Genomic DNA, 19,663 nt, shown 5'->3' with positions numbered 1-19,663 from the left:
GCCGTGCTCTCTTTCGAAGCCATCTCTCTCGACACGCTACTTACCCTCGAGGCGGATCAACTCGACTCCCTGCCGTTCGGGGTGGTTGGCATCTCACCCGCGGGCATCGTCGAGATCTACAACGCCACAGAGGCGCAGCTGGCTGGTCTCCAGCGCGAGACCGTTCTTTGCACGCACTACTTCTCCGTGACCGCGCAGTGCATGAACAACTTCATGGTGGCGCAGCGCTTCGAGGACGAGGCGGAGATCGACGCGATCATCGACTACGTGCTCACCCTGCGCATGCGCCCCACGCCCGTGCGGCTGCGGCTGCTGAAGGCGCCGCGGGCCGATCGCCGTTACATCCTGATCCAGCGCTGAGCGAGGCCGCCGTGACGACTGACCTCGAAGCCGAGAATGCGGCCCTGCTGCAGTTCCTCTATGCGTGCCCGGCCGGGCTCGTCGAGTTCTCGGCGACTGGCGCCATCGGCATGGTCAACCCGGCCGCGATGGGCCTCCTGATGCCGATCGCGGGGCGTCCGTTCGTCATCAACCTGTTCGACGTCATGGACGGCTGCGCGCCGGAACTGCGCAACATGATCCAGCAATTCGTACCACCGCAAGGCCCGGTCTGTGACGGCCACCGCATTGTGACCGGTCGCGGGGAGCGGTCGACCATCCTGGGCTGCAGCATCGTGAAGCTAACCGAGGATCGCTACGTCGCGACTCTTTCCGACGTAACCGAGCAGGTCGCCCGCGAGCGGCGGCTGAAGCAAGCGGAGACCTGGTTCGCTTCGCTGCTCGACGGCGTCGATGATGTCGCTGTGCTCTCGCTCGACGCGAACGGCTGCATTGACGCGGTCACGCCCTCAGCGACGCGCCAGACCGGATTCACGGACGCCGAGCTCCTTGGCAGACCTTTCGAGTGGTTCGACCGCCCGGACCGCGCCACGGCGATGCCGCTGCCTGGTGAGGCGATCGCCGTGGCGCGACGGGACGGCTGGTACCTCCACGAGGGCTGGCACGCCCTGGCCGACGGCGGCCGCTACTGGTGCCAGCGCTTGGTCGCCGTGCGTGATGAGGCAGCAGGGGCTGCAGCGGGATACACCCTGGTCATCCGTGCGGTAACCCGCCAAGGGCGTGACGCGGCCGATTTGCGCAGGATGCTGACGCGCGACCATCTTACGGGTGCGAGCAACCGTGCACACTTCTTCGAGACGGCAGAACGCCAACTCGTACGAGCCCTCCAGAATGCGGGATCGTTAGCGCTCGTGGTCCTCGATGTCGACCACTTCAAGCGCGTGAACGACGAGTACGGGCACGCGGCGGGTGATGAGGTGCTCCGCGAAGTCGCCCGCCGCTGCGAAGCGGAGTTGCGTCCTGAGGACATCTTCGCCCGTTTGGGCGGCGAGGAATTCGTGGTACTCCTGCCTCGCACCACGCTGAAGGCGGCTTCGGCTGTCGCCGAACGCTTGCGCGCCTCGCTCGCACGCGAGCCGATCGACTCGTGCGGGATCGAGGTGCGCATCACCGCGAGCTTTGGCTGCTCTGCGCTGGATTCGGATCCAGCCGCATCCCTGGCTGGCCTGCTCGCGGCCGCGGACAGCGCGCTGTACCAGGCCAAGCGCGCGGGTCGCGACCGGGTCGAGCTGTCACGCTCAGATCAGGTGGCGGCCTGAACGACGATCATACCGTAATGTTGTCGCGACGCGCCCTGGCTAGGGTCCTGCAAAGCCTGCTCATCGCTGAACTCCTCGCCGCGCGCGGCCGCGGTAATTCTGACGTGCGTCTGCCGGCGCACCTGCCACCTGCGTGGCCCGAAACCACGCAGATCAGCGCTGGTTCCGGAGAGGGGTTGTGCTGCGACTCGCTGGAGAGCTTGTGGCTGGCCTCCGCGGTCAACGAGATGTTCCATCTCCACGAGGCTGGCGGTGAGGACGGGCTGCTCGCGGATGCCACGTTTGGGGCTTGGATCGAGCATATAGAGGCAGCCTGGCGCTTCGGTGTGGCTTCGATCACTTTCACGAGCTCGGGGACGAGCGGACGGCCGAAGCGCTGCGCCCACACGGCTGATGCCTTGAACACGGAGGCGGCGTTCCTGGGAGAGTTGTTCCGGTGCAGGCGACGCGTCGTCTCCCTCGTTCCGACCCACCATGCTTACGGCTTTTTGTTTGCCGCGCTCCTGCCCGATGTGCTCGCGGTCGACCATGTCGACGCGACGAAGCTCGGCCCCGCTGAGATCGCTCGCAGTCTCGTGCCAGGGGATCTCGTCGTCACGTTTCCCGATCGATGGCGCTGGCTGGAGCGCTCGCTGCCAAGGTGGCCGGAGGACGTCGCGGGCGTGGTCTCGACCGCCCCGTGTCCGCGAAATTTGATTGCGGCGCTCTGCGAGCGTGGCCTGTCGGCGATGACGGAGGTGTACGGCTCGTCGGAGACGGCCGGCGTAGCTGTGCGTCGCTGGCCGGAGGTCTCGTATAGCCTCATGCCGTACTGGCATTTCGTTGAACCGATCAGCGAGGATGCACCGGAGATCGTCCATCGATCTGGACGGCGTCTTTCATTACCGGACCGCATCCGGCCGCGAGGTGAGGGTCGGTTTGAGCTAGCGGGCCGACTGGATGGTGCCGTACAGGTGGGCGGCATCAACGTGTACCCGGACCAGGTCGTAGTGCGCCTCCGCGATCAGCCCGGGGTTAGTGACGCAGCGGTGCGTCTGATGCGCCCGGAGGAGGGCTCCCGTCTGAAAGCCTTCATCGTACCCGAGGTGGGGACTGATCTGACCGCGTTGCGGGCTGATCTCTATGCATGGATTGACAGCGTGTTGCCGGTCGCGGAACGACCGACGGCAATCACATTTGGATCTGGCTTGCCAACGGGTATGATGGGCAAAAGCGCCGACTGGTAAGGAGCACTGAGCAGTCATGATAGTGGGGTGACGTGAAATCCCGACGTCGACCGGCGCCAGGAATTCGCTCGAAAGTTCTGACGTCTGCAGGGTGCAGCCTTGTCCCCTTACAGCGATCTGCCCAGCTTGTTCTCATAACCGCGGCGGGCGTTCAGCGGCCGGTTGGCTTTGACCGTTTGCGGCCGGTCTGCTTTGGGTCGAAAGCTATGGGGAAGCGGACGTTCTAGGCAGCTCAGGTAGGTGCCCCAAAGCGACCTCGAGCGGACGCTCTCGGATGAAGCCTCACAGGTCCGGTTTTTCACCCGAACCCGCCCTGGCGAGCAGCGCAGCTTCAAAGCTCGTCGCACTTGAGGCGATGCTCGGGGCGTAGAGCCTTTCAGCTCCTGGGACAAACCCCAATGCCCAACCAATGGAATCGATTGCTCGGCAGAAAATGCGTTACGGAAGCCACTCGATTTCAGCCTGACTCTGCATCCCTGCCATGCAGCTTGGGCCTTTCTTGGCCCATGCTGGTCAACCTAGAATGGAGAAATGGCAATGCTTGGAACAGAGGGCAGTCGCCACATCGCCCCGGTGTCGCGCTCACTGTTCACGCCTGATAAATGGCTTCTAGCACGGGGCCGTCGCTCAGGGCGGAGCTGTCGCTCCAGATCATGACGCCAGCCAGATTTTCTTCTCTTTTACCGCAGCCAAACGAGTGCCAGCGAGCCGCTGCAATCGATCGGCTGCAGATCATGGACACGCCGCCTGAGCCTGCCTTCGACCGAATCGTGGCCGCGGCCCATAGGCTCTTCAACGCCCCAATTGCCCTGATCTCCCTGCTCGATGATGAGCGGCAATGGTTCAAGGCCAGGTGCGGCCTGGATGCACCGAGCACTCCGCGAGAGCAGGCGTTTTGCAACTACACAGTCCTGCACGACAGCGTGTTCGTCGTGCAGGATGCACGGGCCGACGCCACGTTCGCATCCAATCCCCTCGTGACGGGGCAGCCATTCATCCGCTTCTATGCGGGGGCGCCGCTCACCGTGTCATCAGGAGTGAGGCTGGGCTCCCTGTGCGTCATCGATACGAAGCCTCGCACGTTCAGCCCAGAAGATGCGCAGCTTCTCACACGGTTGGCGCAGGTTGTGATCCACGAGCTCTGGCTGCGCGAGCTTATCGCCACACCACAACGCTCCTCGATGAGCGCAAGCAATACTGAGTGCGTTCTCACTCCATCGTCCCGGATCACCGGGGTTCAGGTTCGCGCGGCGCGAGCCCTATTAGGCTGGTCTGTTAGCCAGCTTGCCGCGGAAGCGGGTCTTTCGCCAAACACGATCAAACGGTTCGAGGCAGAAGACCGAAGGCTGCCAAGTAGCGATGCCACTCTATCAGCCCTGCAATATGCTCTTGAGGCGCATCACGTGATCTTTATCGGCCAGGATGCCGCTGCTCCCGGCGTCCAGCTGCTGCGAAGATAAAGCAACATATATTTGCGAATGGCGCGTTAGAAGTTTATTAAGAGCCGACTGTCCATTTTAGGCAACAGCAGACCGCCAGGCGGCAGTGCGGTGCTCCGGTCCCAGCGACGGATGGGACGTGGTATCAATGGCAACGCCGCTCTCGGGATGATTGATGTCGCTATTCCATCGCGGCGATCACGCCGTGCGCGATGCCATAACGCGCGCTCACGGCGTGGCTGAGCTGAGCCCCGCGGGTACTTTTCTGAACGCAAACACCCGCTATCTCGATCTGCTCGGCTACACCTTGGACGAACTGCGAGGACTTCCATCTAGTCGCGTCCTGCCACTTGATGATCGCGGCAGGCAAGAGCATCAGGAGCTCTGGGCCGCTGTGACGCGCGGCAAGGATCAGAACGTCTGCGTCCGGCATCGCACCAAAAACGGCACAACGCTCTGGCTACAGCTCAGCTACTGCCCTGTGCTCGACCGTACTGGACGAGTCAACAAGATCGTTCAGCTCGCCACTGATGTGACCGTGCAGCAGCAACGCCGCGTCGAACAAGACGCCGTACTCAGCGCCATCGGCCGCTCGCGTGCCTCCATGGAGTTTGCTATCGATGGTACCATCCTGACCGCAAACACCAATTTCCTCCGCGTGATGGGGTACACCCTGGAGGATATACGAGGCCTCCATCACAGCCTGTTTGTCGATCCCGCAGAGCGGGAGAGCCAAGCCTACCGTGACTTCTGGGCTGGTCTGGCGCGTGGCGAGTTCCAGGGCGCCGAGTACAAGCGCATCGCCAAGGGCGGTCGCGAGATCTGGCTGCAGGCCATCTACAATCCGATCTGTGATGGTGAGGGCAAGACCTTCAAGGTTGTGGAGTTTGCCACCGACGTCACGCGAGAGAAGGTGCAGCGCGCTGACGTGGCGGGGCAGATCGCGGCCATCAACCGCTCGCAGGGCGTCATCCACTTTGGGCTCGACGGAACGGTGCTGGACGCCAACGAGAACTTCCTGGGCGTGGTCGGCTACCGTCTCGAAGAAATCCGAGGCAAGCATCATCGCACCTTCGTCGAGCCGGACCATGCGGCTTCGATCGAGTACCGGCAGTTCTGGGACGCGCTGCGAAACGGTGAGTATCAGGCAGGCGTGTTTAAGCGGGTCGGCAAGGATGGCCGGCCCATCTGGATCCAGGCCAGCTACAACCCGATCCTCGACGCGGACGGGAAGCCGTTTAAGATCGTGAAGTACGCCACCGACATCACCGCCAAGACGGCCGCGCAGCAGGCTGCGGCGGAGGCCTCTGGTCGCACGCTGATGAACGTGCAGACGGTGGCGTCGGCGGCCGAGGAGCTGAGTGCCTCGATCGGCGAGATCGCACAGAGCTTGGCTCGTTCCCGCTCCGAAGCCGAGGCCATCCACGATCAAGCCACCCACGCCGATGGCTTGACCGCCAAGCTCCACGATGCGGCCGGATCGATGAATGGGGTCGTCCAGCTCATTCAGAACGTCGGCCAGCAGATCAACCTGCTTGCCCTCAATGCCACGATCGAGGCGGCCCGGGCAGGCGAGGCCGGACGCGGCTTTGCCGTCGTAGCCGGCGAGGTAAAAAACCTGTCCACCCAGGTCACCCAGGCGACCACGCGGATTGCGCAGGACATCCAGGGAATGCAGGGGATCTCAGACGAAGTCGTGGGCGCTCTGACATCGATTGTGCAGGCGATCGGCTCGGTTCGCGAGATGACGGCGGCGGCCGCCTCGGCTGTCGAAGAGCAGAGCGCCGTCACGCAGGAGATCTCGTCCAGCATGATCATCGCCGCGCAGGGGGTTGGCGAGATCGACACAAACCTGCAGTCTCTCAAAAACTGAGGACCCGGTTCGCCACGGCGGGCTATCTCGTGCCGTCAGGCGGCGCGACTGGCTAGCCTGACGACCTCGCAGGTGTCGGCTCGTCGTCGCCACTCGGTGACGCTCGCAGCCTCGCAGAACAGCGCTGCCTGTAGAATTATGACCAAGTGAGCATCACGGCGCGGGAAAGGTGACGGTGACGATTGTGCCCGGTGCTCCCGCATCGGGCGCGATGGTGAGTGACCCACCAATCTGCTGTGCCATCGACTGCACGAGCCGGCGACCAAGACCGCCATGACTTGGCTCACGCTCCGGGTCGAAGCCGACGCCGTCGTCGCGCACTTCCAGCTTTAACATCGCGGCCTTGCGATAAAATACGACCTTCACCTGACCCGGGCGATCATCCGGAAAGGCGTATTTGAGCGCGTTGGTCAGCGCCTCATTGATGATCAGCCCCACCGCCACGGCCTYATCGTGGGGCAGGTCGTGCGGCTCAGCCTCAATGACGACGGTGATCGGCCGTAGGTCGACCAAACCGGCCGTGAGGTCGTTACAGAGCGTGCAGATGAACGCCCGTGTGTCGACCCATGCCTCCGCTCCTCGGCCAGCGCGCAGGCGCTCGTGCACCCGCGCCATGACGAGCACGCGATTGACCGTATTGGTCAGTGCAGCCTTGGCTTGCGGGTCCTGGATTTGGCGGCTTTGCGAGCGCAGCAGCGCCACGACGATGCTCATGTCGTTCTTGAAGCGGTGCACCGCCTCGCTCAGGAACAGCTTCGCCTGCTCCTGTGCGGCCTCGGCCTGGTTCAGCGCGTGGTGCAGCAATTCCATGAGCGCGCTCAGGAACAGGCCGACGAACAGGAACACGATCAGGACGAATGCATCCCGCGGCTCAACCACCCACAGGCTGTCCATCGGCGGGAGCACCAGCGCGACCAGCACGGTGCTTAGCCCGGCAGCCAGGTAGCCGGTGCCGTGGTCGAATAGGGCGCCCGTGACGATGATGGCGGGGAAGTACAGGAAAAACGGGTAAGCCTGCAGCGGTGGCCATAACCAGCGGTAGGTTGCGTAGACCGAGAGCAACAGCACCACGGTGGTGGGATAGCTCGCCGCACGCGGCCAGTCCCGAAGCCGGCGCTGATACGCGCGCAGCTGCCTCATTTACCCCCCTTCAGCCCTTGGTGATATGGACAGTCATGTGCTTTCCGCAGCTTGACGACTCGGACAAGTCTTAGCTGCGTGATCGGTCCACGAATGCGGTTGATATGTCGCAGGTGAGGCTCGCCGAATGCTCGCGGAAACGTGTTGGAAACACGCTAATCTAGATCGCTCTCGCGCAACTACAGCGAGTATTTGCGAAGAGCGAGTGTGCTAGGAGACGCGTAAGGCCAAGATTGCCGATCCTGTCGGGCAGCTTGGACGGCTCGCATGCCGCTACGACGCTGAAGCGAGCCATAGGCAGTGTCAGGAAGACAGGTAGTGTCCTTGGCGACCGGAGTTGACGACGGACCCGTGGCCATCCTCGTCACCGAGGTGAACGCGGTCGTGCGCATGACGACGGTCGATCTGCTGACCGATGCGGGGTACCAGACGATCGAGGCGCGTGACGCTCAGGAGGCCCTGGCGCTCCTGGCGGAACACTCGAGCGTCCAGCTGCTCATCACCAGCCGTCGGCTACCGGGCGACGTTGACGGCGTGAGCTTGGCTCATATCGCGCGACGGTACCGACCAAATCTGGGCATCATCATCACGAAAGGCGGGAGCGGTCTGGAGGCAGCGAACCTGCCAGCTGGAGCGCAGCTGCTGCAGAAGCCCTATGGGTTCGACACGTTGCTGCGCGAGGTTCAGCGCCTAACGCCGGAGACTCAGACCGGTATAGGTGCACCGATGATCCCACCGGGGCTGCCGCCCAGCCACAGCGGCTCGGCTGAGGGTGGTGCCGGAGAGATCGCCGCGGCGGTCTCGGAACCGGACAAAAGCTGAAGCGGGTCAAATCGCCCCGCCGGACGGATCGTAAGCTGTGTGTCAACGCGCCCGGGGCAATTGGTCGTTGATCTAAGCTTGTGCCGCGTCGAGGTCGGCAAAAGGCGCAGGGCGAACCGTCATGCGCATCGCTCCGATGCCTGCTTCGGAGAAGCGTACCATGTCGGCTGAAAGACCGAGATGGGCGCACTGCTGCCGGAGTATTTTCGAAGCCCCTCAGCACTGAAGCTGAGGGACCAAACGCTCAAATCTCAGTTCCTTCGGCCAGGGTCAGAGCATCTTCGACGTCGACACCAAGGTATCTGACCGTACTCTCGATCTTGGTATGGCCGAGCAGGATTTGGACGGCACGCAGGTTACCGGTCCGCTTGTAGATCAACGACGCCTTTATGCGACGGAGGGAGTGGGTCCCGTAGTCCTCGCTGCGCAGCCCGATGCCCGTGACCCACTCGTCGACCAAGCGCGCATACTGCCTGGTGCTGATGTGCGTGACACCATCGAGCCTGCTCGGAAAGGCATAGTCGTCGAGCGTACCACCCCTGGCCTCCAGCCATGCCAAGATGCTGGTTCGTGCGGGTTCGAGCAATTCGAACTGCACTGGTCGGCTGGTCTTGCGCTGGATGATGATGGCCCGGCTACGGACGCGACCACCGCTGACGAGGTCACCGATCTCAAGCTTGACGATGTCGCAGCCGCGCAGCTTGCTGTCGATGGCGAGGTCAAACATCGCCCGGTCGCGTGTACGCCGTTCGCGGTCGAGCCAGAACCGGATGGCCCAGACCTGCTGAGGTTTGAGCGCTCGTTTGGCGCCGAGCTTGCGGCCGGCGTTCCATGCCGGTCGCCCTTTCGTGGCCGGATCGTGTGCAGAGTGTCCCATCGCTTCTCTCCTCGCCGGCCCATGCCGACCAGAGGACAGGACACCCGAACCGATACCCCCTGTGATAAGGGAGCACATGCGGACGTTCCGCTGGCGACCCGACGCGGTCATGCCGCGATACGGATTGCTTTCCTGCTAGCAGACACTCCACTAGCCCGATGCGGATCAATCGAGCCGAATTGGCTGATCTCGGGACCTTTCTCGCCATCGCGCGCCACCGCAGCTTCCGGCGAGCGGGTCTGGAGCTTGGCGTCAGCGCCTCCGCTCTCAGCCATGCGCTYAAGGCGATGGAGGCGCGCCTCGGCRTCCGCCTTATCAATCGCACCAGCCGCAGCGTCAAACTAACCGCAGCGGGGGAAGATCTGCTGGCTTCCCTGGATGCTCCGTTCGCGGCGATCGGCTCAGCGCTCGACGTGCTCAACCWGCACCGCGAACCGACGAAGGCGACCGGYCGGATCCGCCTCAACGTGCTCGAACATGCGAGCACTTTGCTGCTCGCCCCCGTCCTACCTCTCTTCCTCGACCGCCACCCGTTGATCGAGGTCGACGTCAGGGTGTCCAACGATCTGCTCGATGTCGTGGATGCCGGCGCCGATGCAGGGATCCGCTACGGCGGTACCGTCCCTCAAGACATGATAGCCCAGCGCCTGTCCGCCGAYCTGCGCTGGGTCGTGGTCGGTGCTCCAGCTTATCTCGATCTGCACGGCACGCCTGATCATCCGAGCGACCTCGCCGCTCACCAATGCCTACGCATCCGCCTCGGCGACGAGAGCCTCTATCGGTGGGAGTTCGAGAGGGCGGACGAGGCTCTCGCTCTGGACGTCCCTGGCGCGGTGACGCTCGACAACACGCAGTTCGCCCTTTCGCTCGCGGCAGCAGGCGGCGGCCTCGCCTACATCCCGGAGGCGTGTGTCGAACCTGCGGTCACCCGCGGCGAGCTTCGCGTCGTGCTGGCGGATTGGGCTCCATTGGGAACCGGCTTCCACGTCTACTACCCCGGCCGTCGCCAACTGCCGACGGGATTGCGGCTTCTCATCGACCTGATCCGTGAGGTGAAGCCGCTCGGTCTGTAGCGGTCGCGCCGTTCACCGATGAGCATCGCTCATCGTTCCGTTGAGGGACGAACGGCTGATCGGCGACCGGCGCAATGTCTACGTCTGGCTCATTGAGGTCAGCCGAGAGATCGAGACATGCGCCGTTTCAATGGGAAAGTCGCCTTCATCACGGGCGCGGCCAGCGGCATCGGACACGCCGCTGCCATCGCGTTCGCGCGGGAAGGCGCGAAGGTCGCAATCACCGACCGTACCGAAGCTGCGCTCAATCAGCTTCGCGCCGAGATCGAAGCGGCAGGCGGCGAGGTCCTAGCGATCCGGTGCGACGTGTCGGTGCCGGAGGAGGTCGAGGCAGCAGTCGCTAAAATCGTCGAGCGGTTCGGCCGCGTCGATTGCGCCTTCAACAATGCCGGCGTCGAGAACAAGGCCGCCCCCGTCCACGAGATCGCCCTCGACGAGTGGGACCGCATTCTCGACATCAACCTGCGCGGCACGTTCGTGTGCATGAAGCACGAGATCGCGCAGATGCTGCGCCAGGGCAGCGGCGTGGTGGTCAACACCTCGTCCGGCGCTGGCATCAGAGGCGTGGCAGGCGGCGCGAGCTACGCCGCTTCCAAGCACGCCCTCATCGGCCTTACCAAGTCGGCCGCCCTTGATTATGCCAAGGCGAACATCCGGGTGAATGCCGTCCTGCCCGGAAACATCGAAACGCCGATGATGGACCGCTTCACCGGCGGCGACATCCAGAAGGCGATCGACCTTGAGCCGGTCGGGCGGCTCGGCAAGCCTGAGGAGATTGCCGAAGCCGTTCTGTGGATGTGTTCAGACCTCGGCGCGTTCGTCACGGGCGCTTCGATCTCGGTCGACGGCGGCTGGTCGCTCTGACGCGCGTTACTGAAATTGACGAAGGATGGATCCCATGGAGATCAAGCGCAGCGGAAGTCAGCCTTCGGGCGCGGGGCCGTCCGACTGGTTCACCGGCACGGTGCGGATCGACCCACTCCACGGCGCGCCTGATCCTGCCCGCGTCGCGATGGCRAGCGTGACGTTCGAGCCGGGCGCGCGGACGGCGTGGCACACGCATCCGCTCGGCCAAACGCTGATCGTCACATTCGGACGCGGATGGGTTCAGCGCGAGGGCAGTCCGATCGAGGAAATCGCGCCGGGCGACGTGGTCTGGTTCGAGCCGAACGAGAAACATTGGCACGGGGCCACTGCGACGACGGCGATGACGCATATAGCGATCCAGGAGCGTCTGGACGGCAAGGCCGTGACATGGATGGAGCAGGTCACCGAAGGGCAGTATTCCGGGTCTTGAGCTTGGGCCGCAAGGTCCGCTTTTAGCGATACGACGCCGAGAGCGGACCGGTGGGTTTCCACCCAACTCAGTCGCTAATAGGCGTTTGGCGACGCGACCGGATCTGGCCGAAAACGGCCTGTCTGCTTCGGAGCTCAAGCTGCCGGTAAGCGGACTGACCTGACCGGCTGGTTTTGGACCGGGCTGACTGAAAGGATCGGCCAGAACCAAAGGAGCTGAATGCGGATTGAGGGGGGTTGCTTATTGCGCGAACGACGTAGACTTCTCGGTAGCCGGTAGCTCCTCCAGAACTATCTGGCTTCCGCAGTCTCAATCAGGAACGGTCAGCCCGCCTGAGGTGTTCGGAGCTGTTGCTAGGCCACCGACAGGGAGACGTGCATGGACGTTTGGCAGCTCATCGAGCGCGACCACGAGAACATCGCCAGCCTGATCCGAGAGATCCCCTACGCGCTCAACGCTCCTGGCGCAGTTGGCGGCCGAGAGCGCATGCTCGCCGACCTCATGGACGAGCTTGAGCTGCATGCGATTGCTCTCGACGCGAGCCTCTACGGCCCGTTGAGCCGGGACAGCAAGACTCGCGCGCTGATCGAGGACCTGCATCGCGGCCACGCAGAGTTCTGGCGGCAGCTCCAGCAACTCGCCCGCTACCGAAAGAAGCACTCAGCCGGCTGGCTCAACACGTTCGAGGACGTCACCTTCCTAGTCGATCAGCACCTGCACCGGCACGTTCACGAGTTGGTCCCAGCAGCCCGCGCGCACTTCTCGCCAGAGGAGGTCAGCGCTGCCACACGAGCTTACGTGCGCGCGAAGACGCGTGCTCTTCAGGGTCGGCGTCGAGGTGCCGTGGGCGGGATCATGTCGAGCGAGGTGGCTCTCATCACCACGGCTGCTGCTGTGGCGGCGGGGCTCGGCTACCTAGTCTGGCGTCGGGGTCGCTTCGGCAGCACGCGACGTGGCCGAACAGTCGAGGACGGCGAGCGTGTGCCCAGAGAGGCGATTCAGCCCGTTCGGCGGTGAACCGTGGCTGTATCGAGGGGTTCTCACCCGCAAGTGAGGATCTTATGCGGCAAGAAGAGGCTCGACGTGAAATCGTGCGCTTGTGGCGTGCACTTCCGCCGGACCAGCGCCGGACGGAAGAGCAGGCCGCTGCCTTCGCGCACGCGATCAAAGACGAGTTTGAGTTTCGCGTCAGCGGTGACCGTTATCAGGTCGTGAGGCACTGGTTGCTGGAACACCTCGACGGGCTTTGATGGGTTCGCCGGTTTTTTACGAGGTGGAGCATGGCTCTTGTCTCTTAGCGTGGATGGCGGCAGTTGCGGCTTCGGCAGCAAGGTTCGGCGAGTTGGTCTGGCGCGGCAGTCTGCGCAGCAGCGCTTCGCGATCAACGGAGACGCCTTGGCTCATCCCGCTGGAGATCGGCAGACCCGCCCGTACCCCTTAATTAGTTGCTAGGACTTCCGGCGGAACCGGCTGACACGCAGCGCATAGGCGACCGGCGGCAAACCTCGTCGGACACGACGCTGCCCAACTGCAAGGGCGGCCACTCACGGCACACGAACTGATCCGGATGGCTCAAGCCGCGCGAAGGGCCCGGCCACAGAGCGCCGGGGCAACCGTGCTTCCGGGCGCAGATCAGGATTAGGAATGGCGGACATCTTCGCGAAGCCCAGGTCAGAGAGCGGCACCCACAGCTGACGGTCGGCATCTTTGCGATCAGGACAGCTATCGAAGCTGGTTAACGCACCCGCCAAGCGGTGGAGTGATACGTGATCCACCAGACCTCTATCGCCTCTATCTCCGCCCCGCTGTGTAGCGAAGGCTGTCGCGGAACCGGCTGCCGTCATCACCCGTCGCAGGGGCAGAGGAACAAGGCGGCCCGTGCTGGCGCCCTGCTTCGCTCGATCCGGCGCTCTAGCGCATCGCGCCTTCCTGGGAACGGAGGTGGGTGCGGGCTTGTTGGTCGCTTCACCAGCTTGTGTGGAGGATCAGATGAGAATTCTTACGGCGGCGACGGCGATGGCGGTGGTGACCCTGGTTGGGGTCGGCCCGGTTGAGGCAAAGGGCTGCATCAAGGGCGCCATCATCGGCGGGGCGGCCGGTCACTACCTCGCCAACCACCACGGCGTCATCGGCGCTGTGGTTGGTTGTATAGCCGGCCGCTACGGAGCGACCCGCGGCTCGTCCGGCGACCCCGGTATCAGACGCGGCGGCTACGGCTACTAACGTCGGGGACGCGGGCCACTCTCAGTGGTCCGCTTTATTTTGGCAGGAGAAATCTGGCCAGGGAATGCCCGTTCAGCCGCTTCGATCCATCTTGCTTCGTGTTTACGCATCAGCATTACCAGCCAGATAAAGCCGGTAGCGGCGAGTACCAGCACAATTACGCCGGCCGGCCCCGTAAGAGATTCAATGCGTGAACCGAAGAAGTAGGCCCCGCAGGCAAACACAGTCGCCCAGACGAGGCCGCCCGTCGCATTGAACAGGAAGAAGCGCGGCCACGCCATCTGGTTCGCGCCCGCCAGCAGTGCCGCCAGCACTCGAAGTACTGCCACGAACCGGCCCAGAAATACGACCTTGCCACCGTGGCGCAGGAAGAGGTAGCGGCCAAGCTTGATCTTCTCGGGCGTGAGGCCGATCCGCGGACCGTGCCGAATCAGTGTTTGCTGGCCCACGCTGCGGTCAGTCCAAAAGCCGAGACTGTCCCCGATAACAGTGCCCGCAGTGGCGGCTGTGATGACGCTGACAAGCGTGAGGTTGCCAGTCGCTCCAGCGTAGATCGAGGCAGTGACGAGGCAGGTCTCACCGGGGAGCGGCAGGCCCATGCTCTCCAGGCCGATCACCAGCGCCACGATCCAGAGCCCATGCGTAGCAATCAGGCTGGACAGATCGCCGAGAACAAATTCCAGCATGCACGAACAGCCGCCCAAATCGAGACGTTACAGCCGACGTCAAAAAGCATAGTCACAGGCCCGAGACAGAGGGTCAGTGACTGCCAACGAGAGGCTCGGCAGGAACGCTCAGTCGCAGTCTTGCCGGCGCACTGTCTTCGGGTCGCCGACCTCATTCTCTTTGTGCACGGTCGTATGCGAGCAGCCGCCTCGGCGTTCGACGACGGTGTCGCGATCCGGTCCAGTTGCCGCATGCCCGACCCCTGCGCCGACAGCAGCGCCGACCGGACCACCGACAGCCGCGCCGGTTGCAGCTCCAACCGCCGCGCCCTCTTCGGCAGCCAGCGCGGCCGAGCCCATGAGTGTCGTTGCCGCGATCACAAGCGCCATGCGTTTCATGATCCACCTCCGGCGTTCAGAGCCTGGGAAACGATAACGTCGTCGCTTCCGTTCCCCCGCCAAGGTTTGGAACGGATTTTGATCTATATCTGTTTCCCTCGCGAAGATCAGGCTTTCTGATCTATTTGGAGGAACGCATGGACAAGGATCGTGTCGAAGGCTCTGCTACGAACATGGGCGGCAAGATCAAGGAAGGGGCCGGCAAGGTGACCGGAGACGACAAGCTTCGCAGCGAAGGCGTGATGGATCAGGTCAAGGGCAAGGTCCAGAACGCGGTCGGCGGCATCAACGATACCCTGAAGGGCAAATAGTTCTTTCTCGGCTCGCCGGCCGAAATGGCTGGCGAGCTACCCCGTATCTAATCGAATGAGGAGGCGATCCGGAAGGGTGAGCTTCCCTGGCCGTTCGGCACGCCGTTGCCCATCATCCCGCCGCTTTGGTTAGGCGGCGTCTTCCGAAGACCTTTTTACCTCTCTCAAGGCGGTGAAGACGACTAGCAAGTTTGCTCGTTGTTGATGGAACAAACCTACGGTCGGCTCAGACGAAAGCCTCGTGAGCGCTGAGACTGTGATGAGCCCGGCAGATAGTTCTCTGCCTCTTCGGGTTACGCGACCATCCCAAGCCCGACGACGCAGCCCACAAGCGTTACCAACGACAACGTGAACCCGACGCTTGCCTGGATAAGGCTGGGACCGCTGCCGCCCATGTGCAATCCTCCATTGCCGTCCATACCAATCACCTTTGCTGTTCGGATTGGGCCTGCAACGCAGATCGGCATCATGCAGTTCCGGAAGTGCAGTGATGCTTCGAGCAGGGGTGATCCAATCGAGCGAACCCGGCCCAGCCCCAACGGTAGCCCCAGCAAGCGCGCAAACAGCTAATGCGCAATCTAATTTATGTTAGCGCCAAGCTGAAACGGCTGATCTGCTGGGGCAGTTGTATAGGTCTGTTGCGAGCCAGCACCGGAAGGAGTGGCCGCTTCGGCCCTTATTTTGAGGAAGCTGGTATGCGGGTTGTGACGGGCGGCGATTGGAGTATCGGATTAGGCTTGGATAGCAGCTTAGACTCCGCTCTGCTCAGCGCCCGCCTCGGTGAGGGGCTGCGCGAGGTCTACAGCGACACGGTCGAACAGCCTCTGCCGCCTGAGTTCGACCAGTTAGCAAAGCAGATAAGTGGTGACACCGAAAACATTAGCGGTGCTGCCCATCAGCGATGGTCTTCGGACAGTAACTAAGTAGGCTTACCGCGCTGAATGCACGTGTGAGGCCGCCGCGTTCTTCGAGTGAATTGAGCGACCAATCCGATGGCGAACGGCCCGTTCTTACCCGAACTGTGGGCGAAGGCTGCCTATGGCAGACGATCCGCGGCCGACTTGGTCGAGCCTTCAGTCGATCACAACAAGGCGTTCGCGGAGGCCATGGTGGCGTAAGCCGCCAGGATTTTGTGGCTAACTACGTATAGGCATCAACATTGCCCCGCGGTGGCACGATCAGCGAGTGGATTTTCAGGCCATCGCCGACCTCCTCGCGGCGTAACTGAAACAAACCTTGGCTGTTGGAACCGATTTTTTCTCGGTGACGTTTGGGAGGCGCGTACCGCTCGCCCTTCTTGCTGCAACATTGGAGGAAATGGATGACCAAATCTGCGTTGCTGACTTCCGTTGCTGCCTTTGTGCTTGGTTCGGCGCTCGCGACAGCAACCTCGCCTGCCCGAGCCGCGCCTCTTGGCTGCGCCACAGACGGGAGCCTCGCAGCCCTGCAAGGCGACCTCGCGTGCGGAGACGATGTGGGAAACGATGACGTGATCGAGCGGAAGACCGTTCGGCGCTCGCGCACGGTCATGCGGCGCGGGATTGTCGAGCGGCGTCGAACGGTTCTGCGCCCCGAGATTGAACAGACCGCCGCAACCGTTCCGGAGGAGGTCAATGTGCCGGTCGCCCGGACCGAGTTGCAGCCCGTCACCGTGCCGACGAAGCGCACGGTCCAGACGCCGGTCACCGTCCAGCGTGCCCGCACCGTGATGCAGCCGGAGCAGGTGCCGGTTCAGCGCACGGTCGTCGAGCGCGAACAGGTCCCGGTCACCCGCACCGTGATGCGGCCCACGCAGGTGCCGGTTCAGCGCACCGTGGTCGAGCGCGAGCAGGTGCCCGTCACGCGCACCGTCATGCAGCCGGAGCAGGTCCCGGTGACGCGGACGGAGTTGCAACCCGAACAGGTTCCGGTCAGCCGCACGGTCACCGAGCTCGCCCCGGTGACGCGGTCGCACACGGTCATGGTGCCGTACGTGGCCTTCCGGCCTGAGAAGGTGGAGACGACCGAGATCGTAGCGCAGCCGCGCACCGTCACCGAGACCCAGACGGTGATGCGGCCCCGGACGGTGACGGAGATGCAGACGGTTCAACGCCCGCGCACGGTCACGGAGACCCAGACCGTGGCGCGGCCGCGCACCTTCACCGAGATGCAGACTGTGATGCGGCCTGAGACGGTGACGGAAACTCAGGAGGTCGCCCGTCCGCGGACCATCACCGAGGCGCGTACGGTGATGCGGCCGCGGACTGTCGTCGAGAACGAAACCGTGCTTCAGCCGCGCACGGTCACCGAGAACCGGACCGTGCTGCGGCCCCGGACCGTGGTGGAGAACCATGCCGTGATCCGGCCGCGGACGGTGGTGAGCAACCGGACAGTCCTTCGCCCGCACACGGTCACCAGCCGAGAAGCGGTGCTGCGTCCGGAAACGGAGGTGACCACCGGGACGTTCGAGCGCCGGGCTGGTATCCGCAACGCTGCGTTTGCGGAGTAGGACTCACCGCAGCTCGGCTAGGCTCTTCTGACCCCGCCAGCAGACAACAGGGCCGCTTCCCTCAGGGGAGCGGCTAAGCGCATGAAACTTGACCGGAATTTCAACCGGACCAGATGAGTGGTTGTCTTGTCGGTCAAGCGGGCTGCATCTCGATTCGGCGCATCGTCAGCGTTGGCTACTCTGGCTCACCCCTATCGTTGGCTCACTTCCAGCTCCTCTGGTGCCGATTCCACGCATCGCTTTCACGCCTTCGCGCGTTCCCACGGTTAATCGCTCGGTCCTGGGCGGAATAGTAAGGAAACGGAGGCGATGATGCTGCGAGGTGGATTGCTATGGCTGCTGGGAATCCCGCTGCCGATCATTCTGCTGCTGTGGCTTTTCGGCGTGTTCCACTAGGCACAGACAGGCCCGCGTCATGCCCTACACGGTCGAAATCACAAGGCCTCAGTCACAGATCGACGGCGAGGAGCAGGCCGCGAGGATGTACCAGCTGCCCGATCCGTTCGATACAGTGGCCGAAGCCAAGGAAGCGGCAGTCTCTCACATAGAGGGGCTTGGACTCGACCCCGGAAGTGTCCTCTACAATGTGTTCGACCGCGAGGGCTTCACCGTCGCCTCGAGCATCGATCCGCCAGTTGGGGCTGAGTAAATCGAGGACCGTGGGCCGACGATTTGGGGTATCAAATTTCCCTGTCTGCGCCGATTCCTCATACAACAGCCCGGCTCAGACACTACGGGCGGTGTGCAGGCAGCTGCCCACATCGTTGGCCTGAACCAGCCCTCGCTCCGCTCTATCAAAATACCTCGCGCCAAGCGGATTGTTGCACAGTAACTAAATGTTAATCTGCGGAACTTTGTGTCGGCCGCGTTCTTTATAGAGTAGCAGCAGGCTCATCTGGGGCATCTCGCCCATCAGCGCTAGTGTCCAAACACGGTGATGTGGGACAATCGGTGCTGATAACGATCTTTCGCCAGAGCATGTCCGCGATCTGATCAAGCAGGCGTTTGATTTCACCGATGGTGATTCACGGCTAGTGGCGGAATCTGCAGTCGACATCGCTGCGGTACCGGCCTCAAATTTATCCGAAGAGCAGCTGCGGGGTCGTCACCAGTGCCGCACGCAAGGCTCCCCCTCACAACGCCTGGCGTCTTCCTCGCCCCACAACTCACGGAGACGCTCGATGTCGCTACTCGCCTCGATCGTGCTCGGCCGCGTGGCCGAATTAATCAGGAGCGAGGCAGGCAACCACTCCAATCGCACTCTGACGCAGCGGGTGGCGTACTTCCCATGAGCACAAACGAGCCCGATCCGCGCGAGCAGCGCCTGACAGACTGGCAAGGAGAAGCTGCGACGCAGCTCACTGCCGGCGAGACGCGCACGATCCCGGTGGTCGAGGAGACCCCACGAATCGAGAAGCAGGTTGTCGAGACCGGCCGGGTTCGGGTCAGGACCGAGACCGTGACGCACGATCAGATCCTACGCGAGAGTCTGCGCACTGACAGCGTCGCGGTGACCCGTGTGCCGGTGAACCGAACCCTGGTCGAGGGTGAGGCTGCGCCGGTCGCCCGGGTCGAGGATGGGGTGACGATCATCCCGGTCCTGGAAGAGATCCTCGTCGTCGAGAAGCGCCTCGTCCTGAAGGAAGAGGTGCACATCCGCCAGACCTCCGCGGATGAGGACGTCGAGGTCCCGGTGACGCTGCGCAAGCAGCGCGCCGTGGCCGACCGCCTGTCGGCCGATGGGCAAGCCACCGACACGACAGCTCAAACGAGACCCGAGGAGACAACATCATGACGCAGACGATCACCGCGCTGTTCGACCGCCCAGCAGAGGCTCAGGCCGCGCAAGCCAAGCTCGTGGCCGCCGGCATCCCGCAATCGGCGATCAAGCTCGTGCAAGGTGCGCAGACGGCGCGCACTAGTTGTTCAGTCCCGAGGTGAGATGGGTTGGGTCGTATCTGAACCGGCCTGGGTCGTCTGCCCAGGCTCGGCAGGTCGCTTCGTATGGCGTGAGGCCGCGTAGGGTCTTGAGCCGCCGGGCGAAGTTGTAGGCATCCAGGAAAGCGGCGAGGTGTTCCCGCAGTTGGTCGTGGCTGTCGTAGTGGTAGCGCTTGACGGTCGCGTCCTTGAGGGTCCGGTTCATGCGCTCGACCTGGCCATTGGTCCACGGGT

At 63.3% G+C, this 19,663-nt stretch carries 22 protein-coding genes; 17 read left to right on the top strand and 5 right to left on the bottom strand.

The annotated features are described in order from the left end of the window. Positions 1-3: 3 nt before the first annotated feature. The 5 genes from AC1DXK_RS09395 (at position 4) to AC1DXK_RS09375 (ending at position 6,196) form a co-directional block, all read left to right on the top strand. Complete coding sequence (locus tag AC1DXK_RS09395) at positions 4-360, top strand: hypothetical protein (RefSeq protein ID WP_477297556.1); 357 nt, start codon at positions 4-6, stop codon at positions 358-360. An 11-nt stretch (positions 361-371) separates the two neighbouring features. Next, positions 372-1,658, top strand: coding sequence for a sensor domain-containing diguanylate cyclase (locus tag AC1DXK_RS09390; RefSeq protein ID WP_477297554.1), 1,287 nt, complete (start codon positions 372-374; stop codon positions 1,656-1,658). A 17-nt stretch (positions 1,659-1,675) separates the two neighbouring features. After that, positions 1,676-2,884 (top strand): AMP-binding enzyme, encoded by a 1,209-nt coding sequence (locus AC1DXK_RS09385; RefSeq protein ID WP_477297552.1) that lies wholly within the window; start codon positions 1,676-1,678, stop codon positions 2,882-2,884. 734 nt (positions 2,885-3,618) lie between these two features. Beyond that, on the top strand, positions 3,619-4,344 hold the full coding sequence (locus AC1DXK_RS09380) for a GAF domain-containing protein (protein WP_477297550.1): 726 nt from the start codon (positions 3,619-3,621) through the stop codon (positions 4,342-4,344). Between the two features lie 154 nt (positions 4,345-4,498). Beyond that, the gene (locus tag AC1DXK_RS09375; protein ID WP_477297548.1) at positions 4,499-6,196 is read left to right on the top strand and encodes a methyl-accepting chemotaxis protein; all 1,698 of its coding nucleotides are present in this window, start codon (positions 4,499-4,501) and stop codon (positions 6,194-6,196) included. A gap of 153 nt (positions 6,197-6,349) precedes the next feature. Here the strand turns inward: AC1DXK_RS09375 and AC1DXK_RS09370 are convergent, their stop codons facing one another. Then, on the bottom strand, positions 6,350-7,336 hold the full coding sequence (locus AC1DXK_RS09370) for a sensor histidine kinase (RefSeq protein WP_477297546.1): 987 nt from the start codon (positions 7,334-7,336) through the stop codon (positions 6,350-6,352). A gap of 351 nt (positions 7,337-7,687) precedes the next feature. Between AC1DXK_RS09370 and AC1DXK_RS09365 the strand changes: the two genes are divergently transcribed. Beyond that, positions 7,688-8,158, top strand: coding sequence for a response regulator (locus AC1DXK_RS09365; RefSeq protein WP_477297544.1), 471 nt, complete (start codon positions 7,688-7,690; stop codon positions 8,156-8,158). A gap of 244 nt (positions 8,159-8,402) precedes the next feature. On the opposite strand, the gene AC1DXK_RS09360 is transcribed toward AC1DXK_RS09365, so the two are convergent. After that, positions 8,403-9,035: a tyrosine-type recombinase/integrase gene (locus AC1DXK_RS09360; protein ID WP_477297543.1), complete on the bottom strand. Its 633-nt coding sequence runs from the start codon at positions 9,033-9,035 to the stop codon at positions 8,403-8,405. A 158-nt stretch (positions 9,036-9,193) separates the two neighbouring features. Between AC1DXK_RS09360 and AC1DXK_RS09355 the strand changes: the two genes are divergently transcribed. From AC1DXK_RS09355 to AC1DXK_RS09330, 6 genes are all read left to right on the top strand, one after another. Beyond that, positions 9,194-10,108, top strand: coding sequence for a LysR substrate-binding domain-containing protein (locus AC1DXK_RS09355; RefSeq protein WP_477297541.1), 915 nt, complete (start codon positions 9,194-9,196; stop codon positions 10,106-10,108). Between the two features lie 117 nt (positions 10,109-10,225). Beyond that, positions 10,226-10,972 (top strand): SDR family NAD(P)-dependent oxidoreductase, encoded by a 747-nt coding sequence (locus AC1DXK_RS09350; RefSeq protein ID WP_457107542.1) that lies wholly within the window; start codon positions 10,226-10,228, stop codon positions 10,970-10,972. A gap of 34 nt (positions 10,973-11,006) precedes the next feature. Continuing rightward, complete coding sequence (locus tag AC1DXK_RS09345; RefSeq protein ID WP_457107543.1) at positions 11,007-11,405, top strand: (R)-mandelonitrile lyase; 399 nt, start codon at positions 11,007-11,009, stop codon at positions 11,403-11,405. Between the two features lie 378 nt (positions 11,406-11,783). Then, positions 11,784-12,422, top strand: coding sequence for a hemerythrin domain-containing protein (locus AC1DXK_RS09340; protein ID WP_477297538.1), 639 nt, complete (start codon positions 11,784-11,786; stop codon positions 12,420-12,422). Between the two features lie 44 nt (positions 12,423-12,466). Continuing rightward, on the top strand, positions 12,467-12,655 hold the full coding sequence (locus AC1DXK_RS09335; RefSeq protein ID WP_477297536.1) for a hypothetical protein: 189 nt from the start codon (positions 12,467-12,469) through the stop codon (positions 12,653-12,655). Between the two features lie 739 nt (positions 12,656-13,394). Then, on the top strand, positions 13,395-13,628 hold the full coding sequence (locus AC1DXK_RS09330) for a hypothetical protein (protein WP_477297534.1): 234 nt from the start codon (positions 13,395-13,397) through the stop codon (positions 13,626-13,628). Here the strand turns inward: AC1DXK_RS09330 and AC1DXK_RS09325 are convergent. After that, the gene (locus tag AC1DXK_RS09325; RefSeq protein WP_477297532.1) at positions 13,625-14,314 is read right to left on the bottom strand and encodes a DedA family protein; all 690 of its coding nucleotides are present in this window, start codon (positions 14,312-14,314) and stop codon (positions 13,625-13,627) included. The genes AC1DXK_RS09330 and AC1DXK_RS09325 overlap by 4 nt on opposite strands. Before the next feature lie 108 nt (positions 14,315-14,422). Beyond that, entirely contained in the window at positions 14,423-14,692 is a 270-nt protein-coding gene (locus AC1DXK_RS09320) for a hypothetical protein (RefSeq protein WP_477297530.1), read from the bottom strand. A gap of 137 nt (positions 14,693-14,829) precedes the next feature. Here AC1DXK_RS09320 and AC1DXK_RS09315 point away from each other — a divergent pair, with 137 nt between their 5' ends. The 5 genes from AC1DXK_RS09315 to AC1DXK_RS09295 all read left to right on the top strand — a co-directional run bounded on the left by AC1DXK_RS09315 (position 14,830) and on the right by AC1DXK_RS09295 (position 19,432). Next, positions 14,830-15,003: a CsbD family protein gene (locus tag AC1DXK_RS09315; protein WP_477297528.1), complete on the top strand. Its 174-nt coding sequence runs from the start codon at positions 14,830-14,832 to the stop codon at positions 15,001-15,003. 1,474 nt (positions 15,004-16,477) lie between these two features. After that, positions 16,478-17,491, top strand: a complete 1,014-nt coding sequence (locus tag AC1DXK_RS09310; protein ID WP_477297526.1) for a hypothetical protein — start codon at positions 16,478-16,480, stop codon at positions 17,489-17,491. Positions 17,492-17,906: 415 nt separating this feature from the next. Next, entirely contained in the window at positions 17,907-18,140 is a 234-nt protein-coding gene (locus AC1DXK_RS09305; RefSeq protein WP_477297524.1) for a hypothetical protein, read from the top strand. 639 nt (positions 18,141-18,779) lie between these two features. Beyond that, the gene (locus AC1DXK_RS09300; RefSeq protein ID WP_477297522.1) at positions 18,780-19,286 is read left to right on the top strand and encodes a YsnF/AvaK domain-containing protein; all 507 of its coding nucleotides are present in this window, start codon (positions 18,780-18,782) and stop codon (positions 19,284-19,286) included. Next, positions 19,283-19,432: a hypothetical protein gene (locus tag AC1DXK_RS09295; protein ID WP_477297520.1), complete on the top strand. Its 150-nt coding sequence runs from the start codon at positions 19,283-19,285 to the stop codon at positions 19,430-19,432. The genes AC1DXK_RS09300 and AC1DXK_RS09295 overlap by 4 nt, the downstream gene beginning before the upstream one ends. On the opposite strand, the gene AC1DXK_RS09290 is transcribed toward AC1DXK_RS09295, so the two are convergent. After that, a partial coding sequence (locus AC1DXK_RS09290; RefSeq protein WP_477297518.1) for an integrase core domain-containing protein occupies positions 19,410-19,663 on the bottom strand: 254 nt, incomplete at its 5' end. The genes AC1DXK_RS09295 and AC1DXK_RS09290 overlap by 23 nt on opposite strands.

It is taken from the genome of Methylobacterium sp. P3_A11 (genome assembly GCF_056403155.1).
The sequence above is the reverse complement of the archived record's forward strand: the minus strand, read 5'-3'. Positions and strand labels throughout refer to the sequence as shown.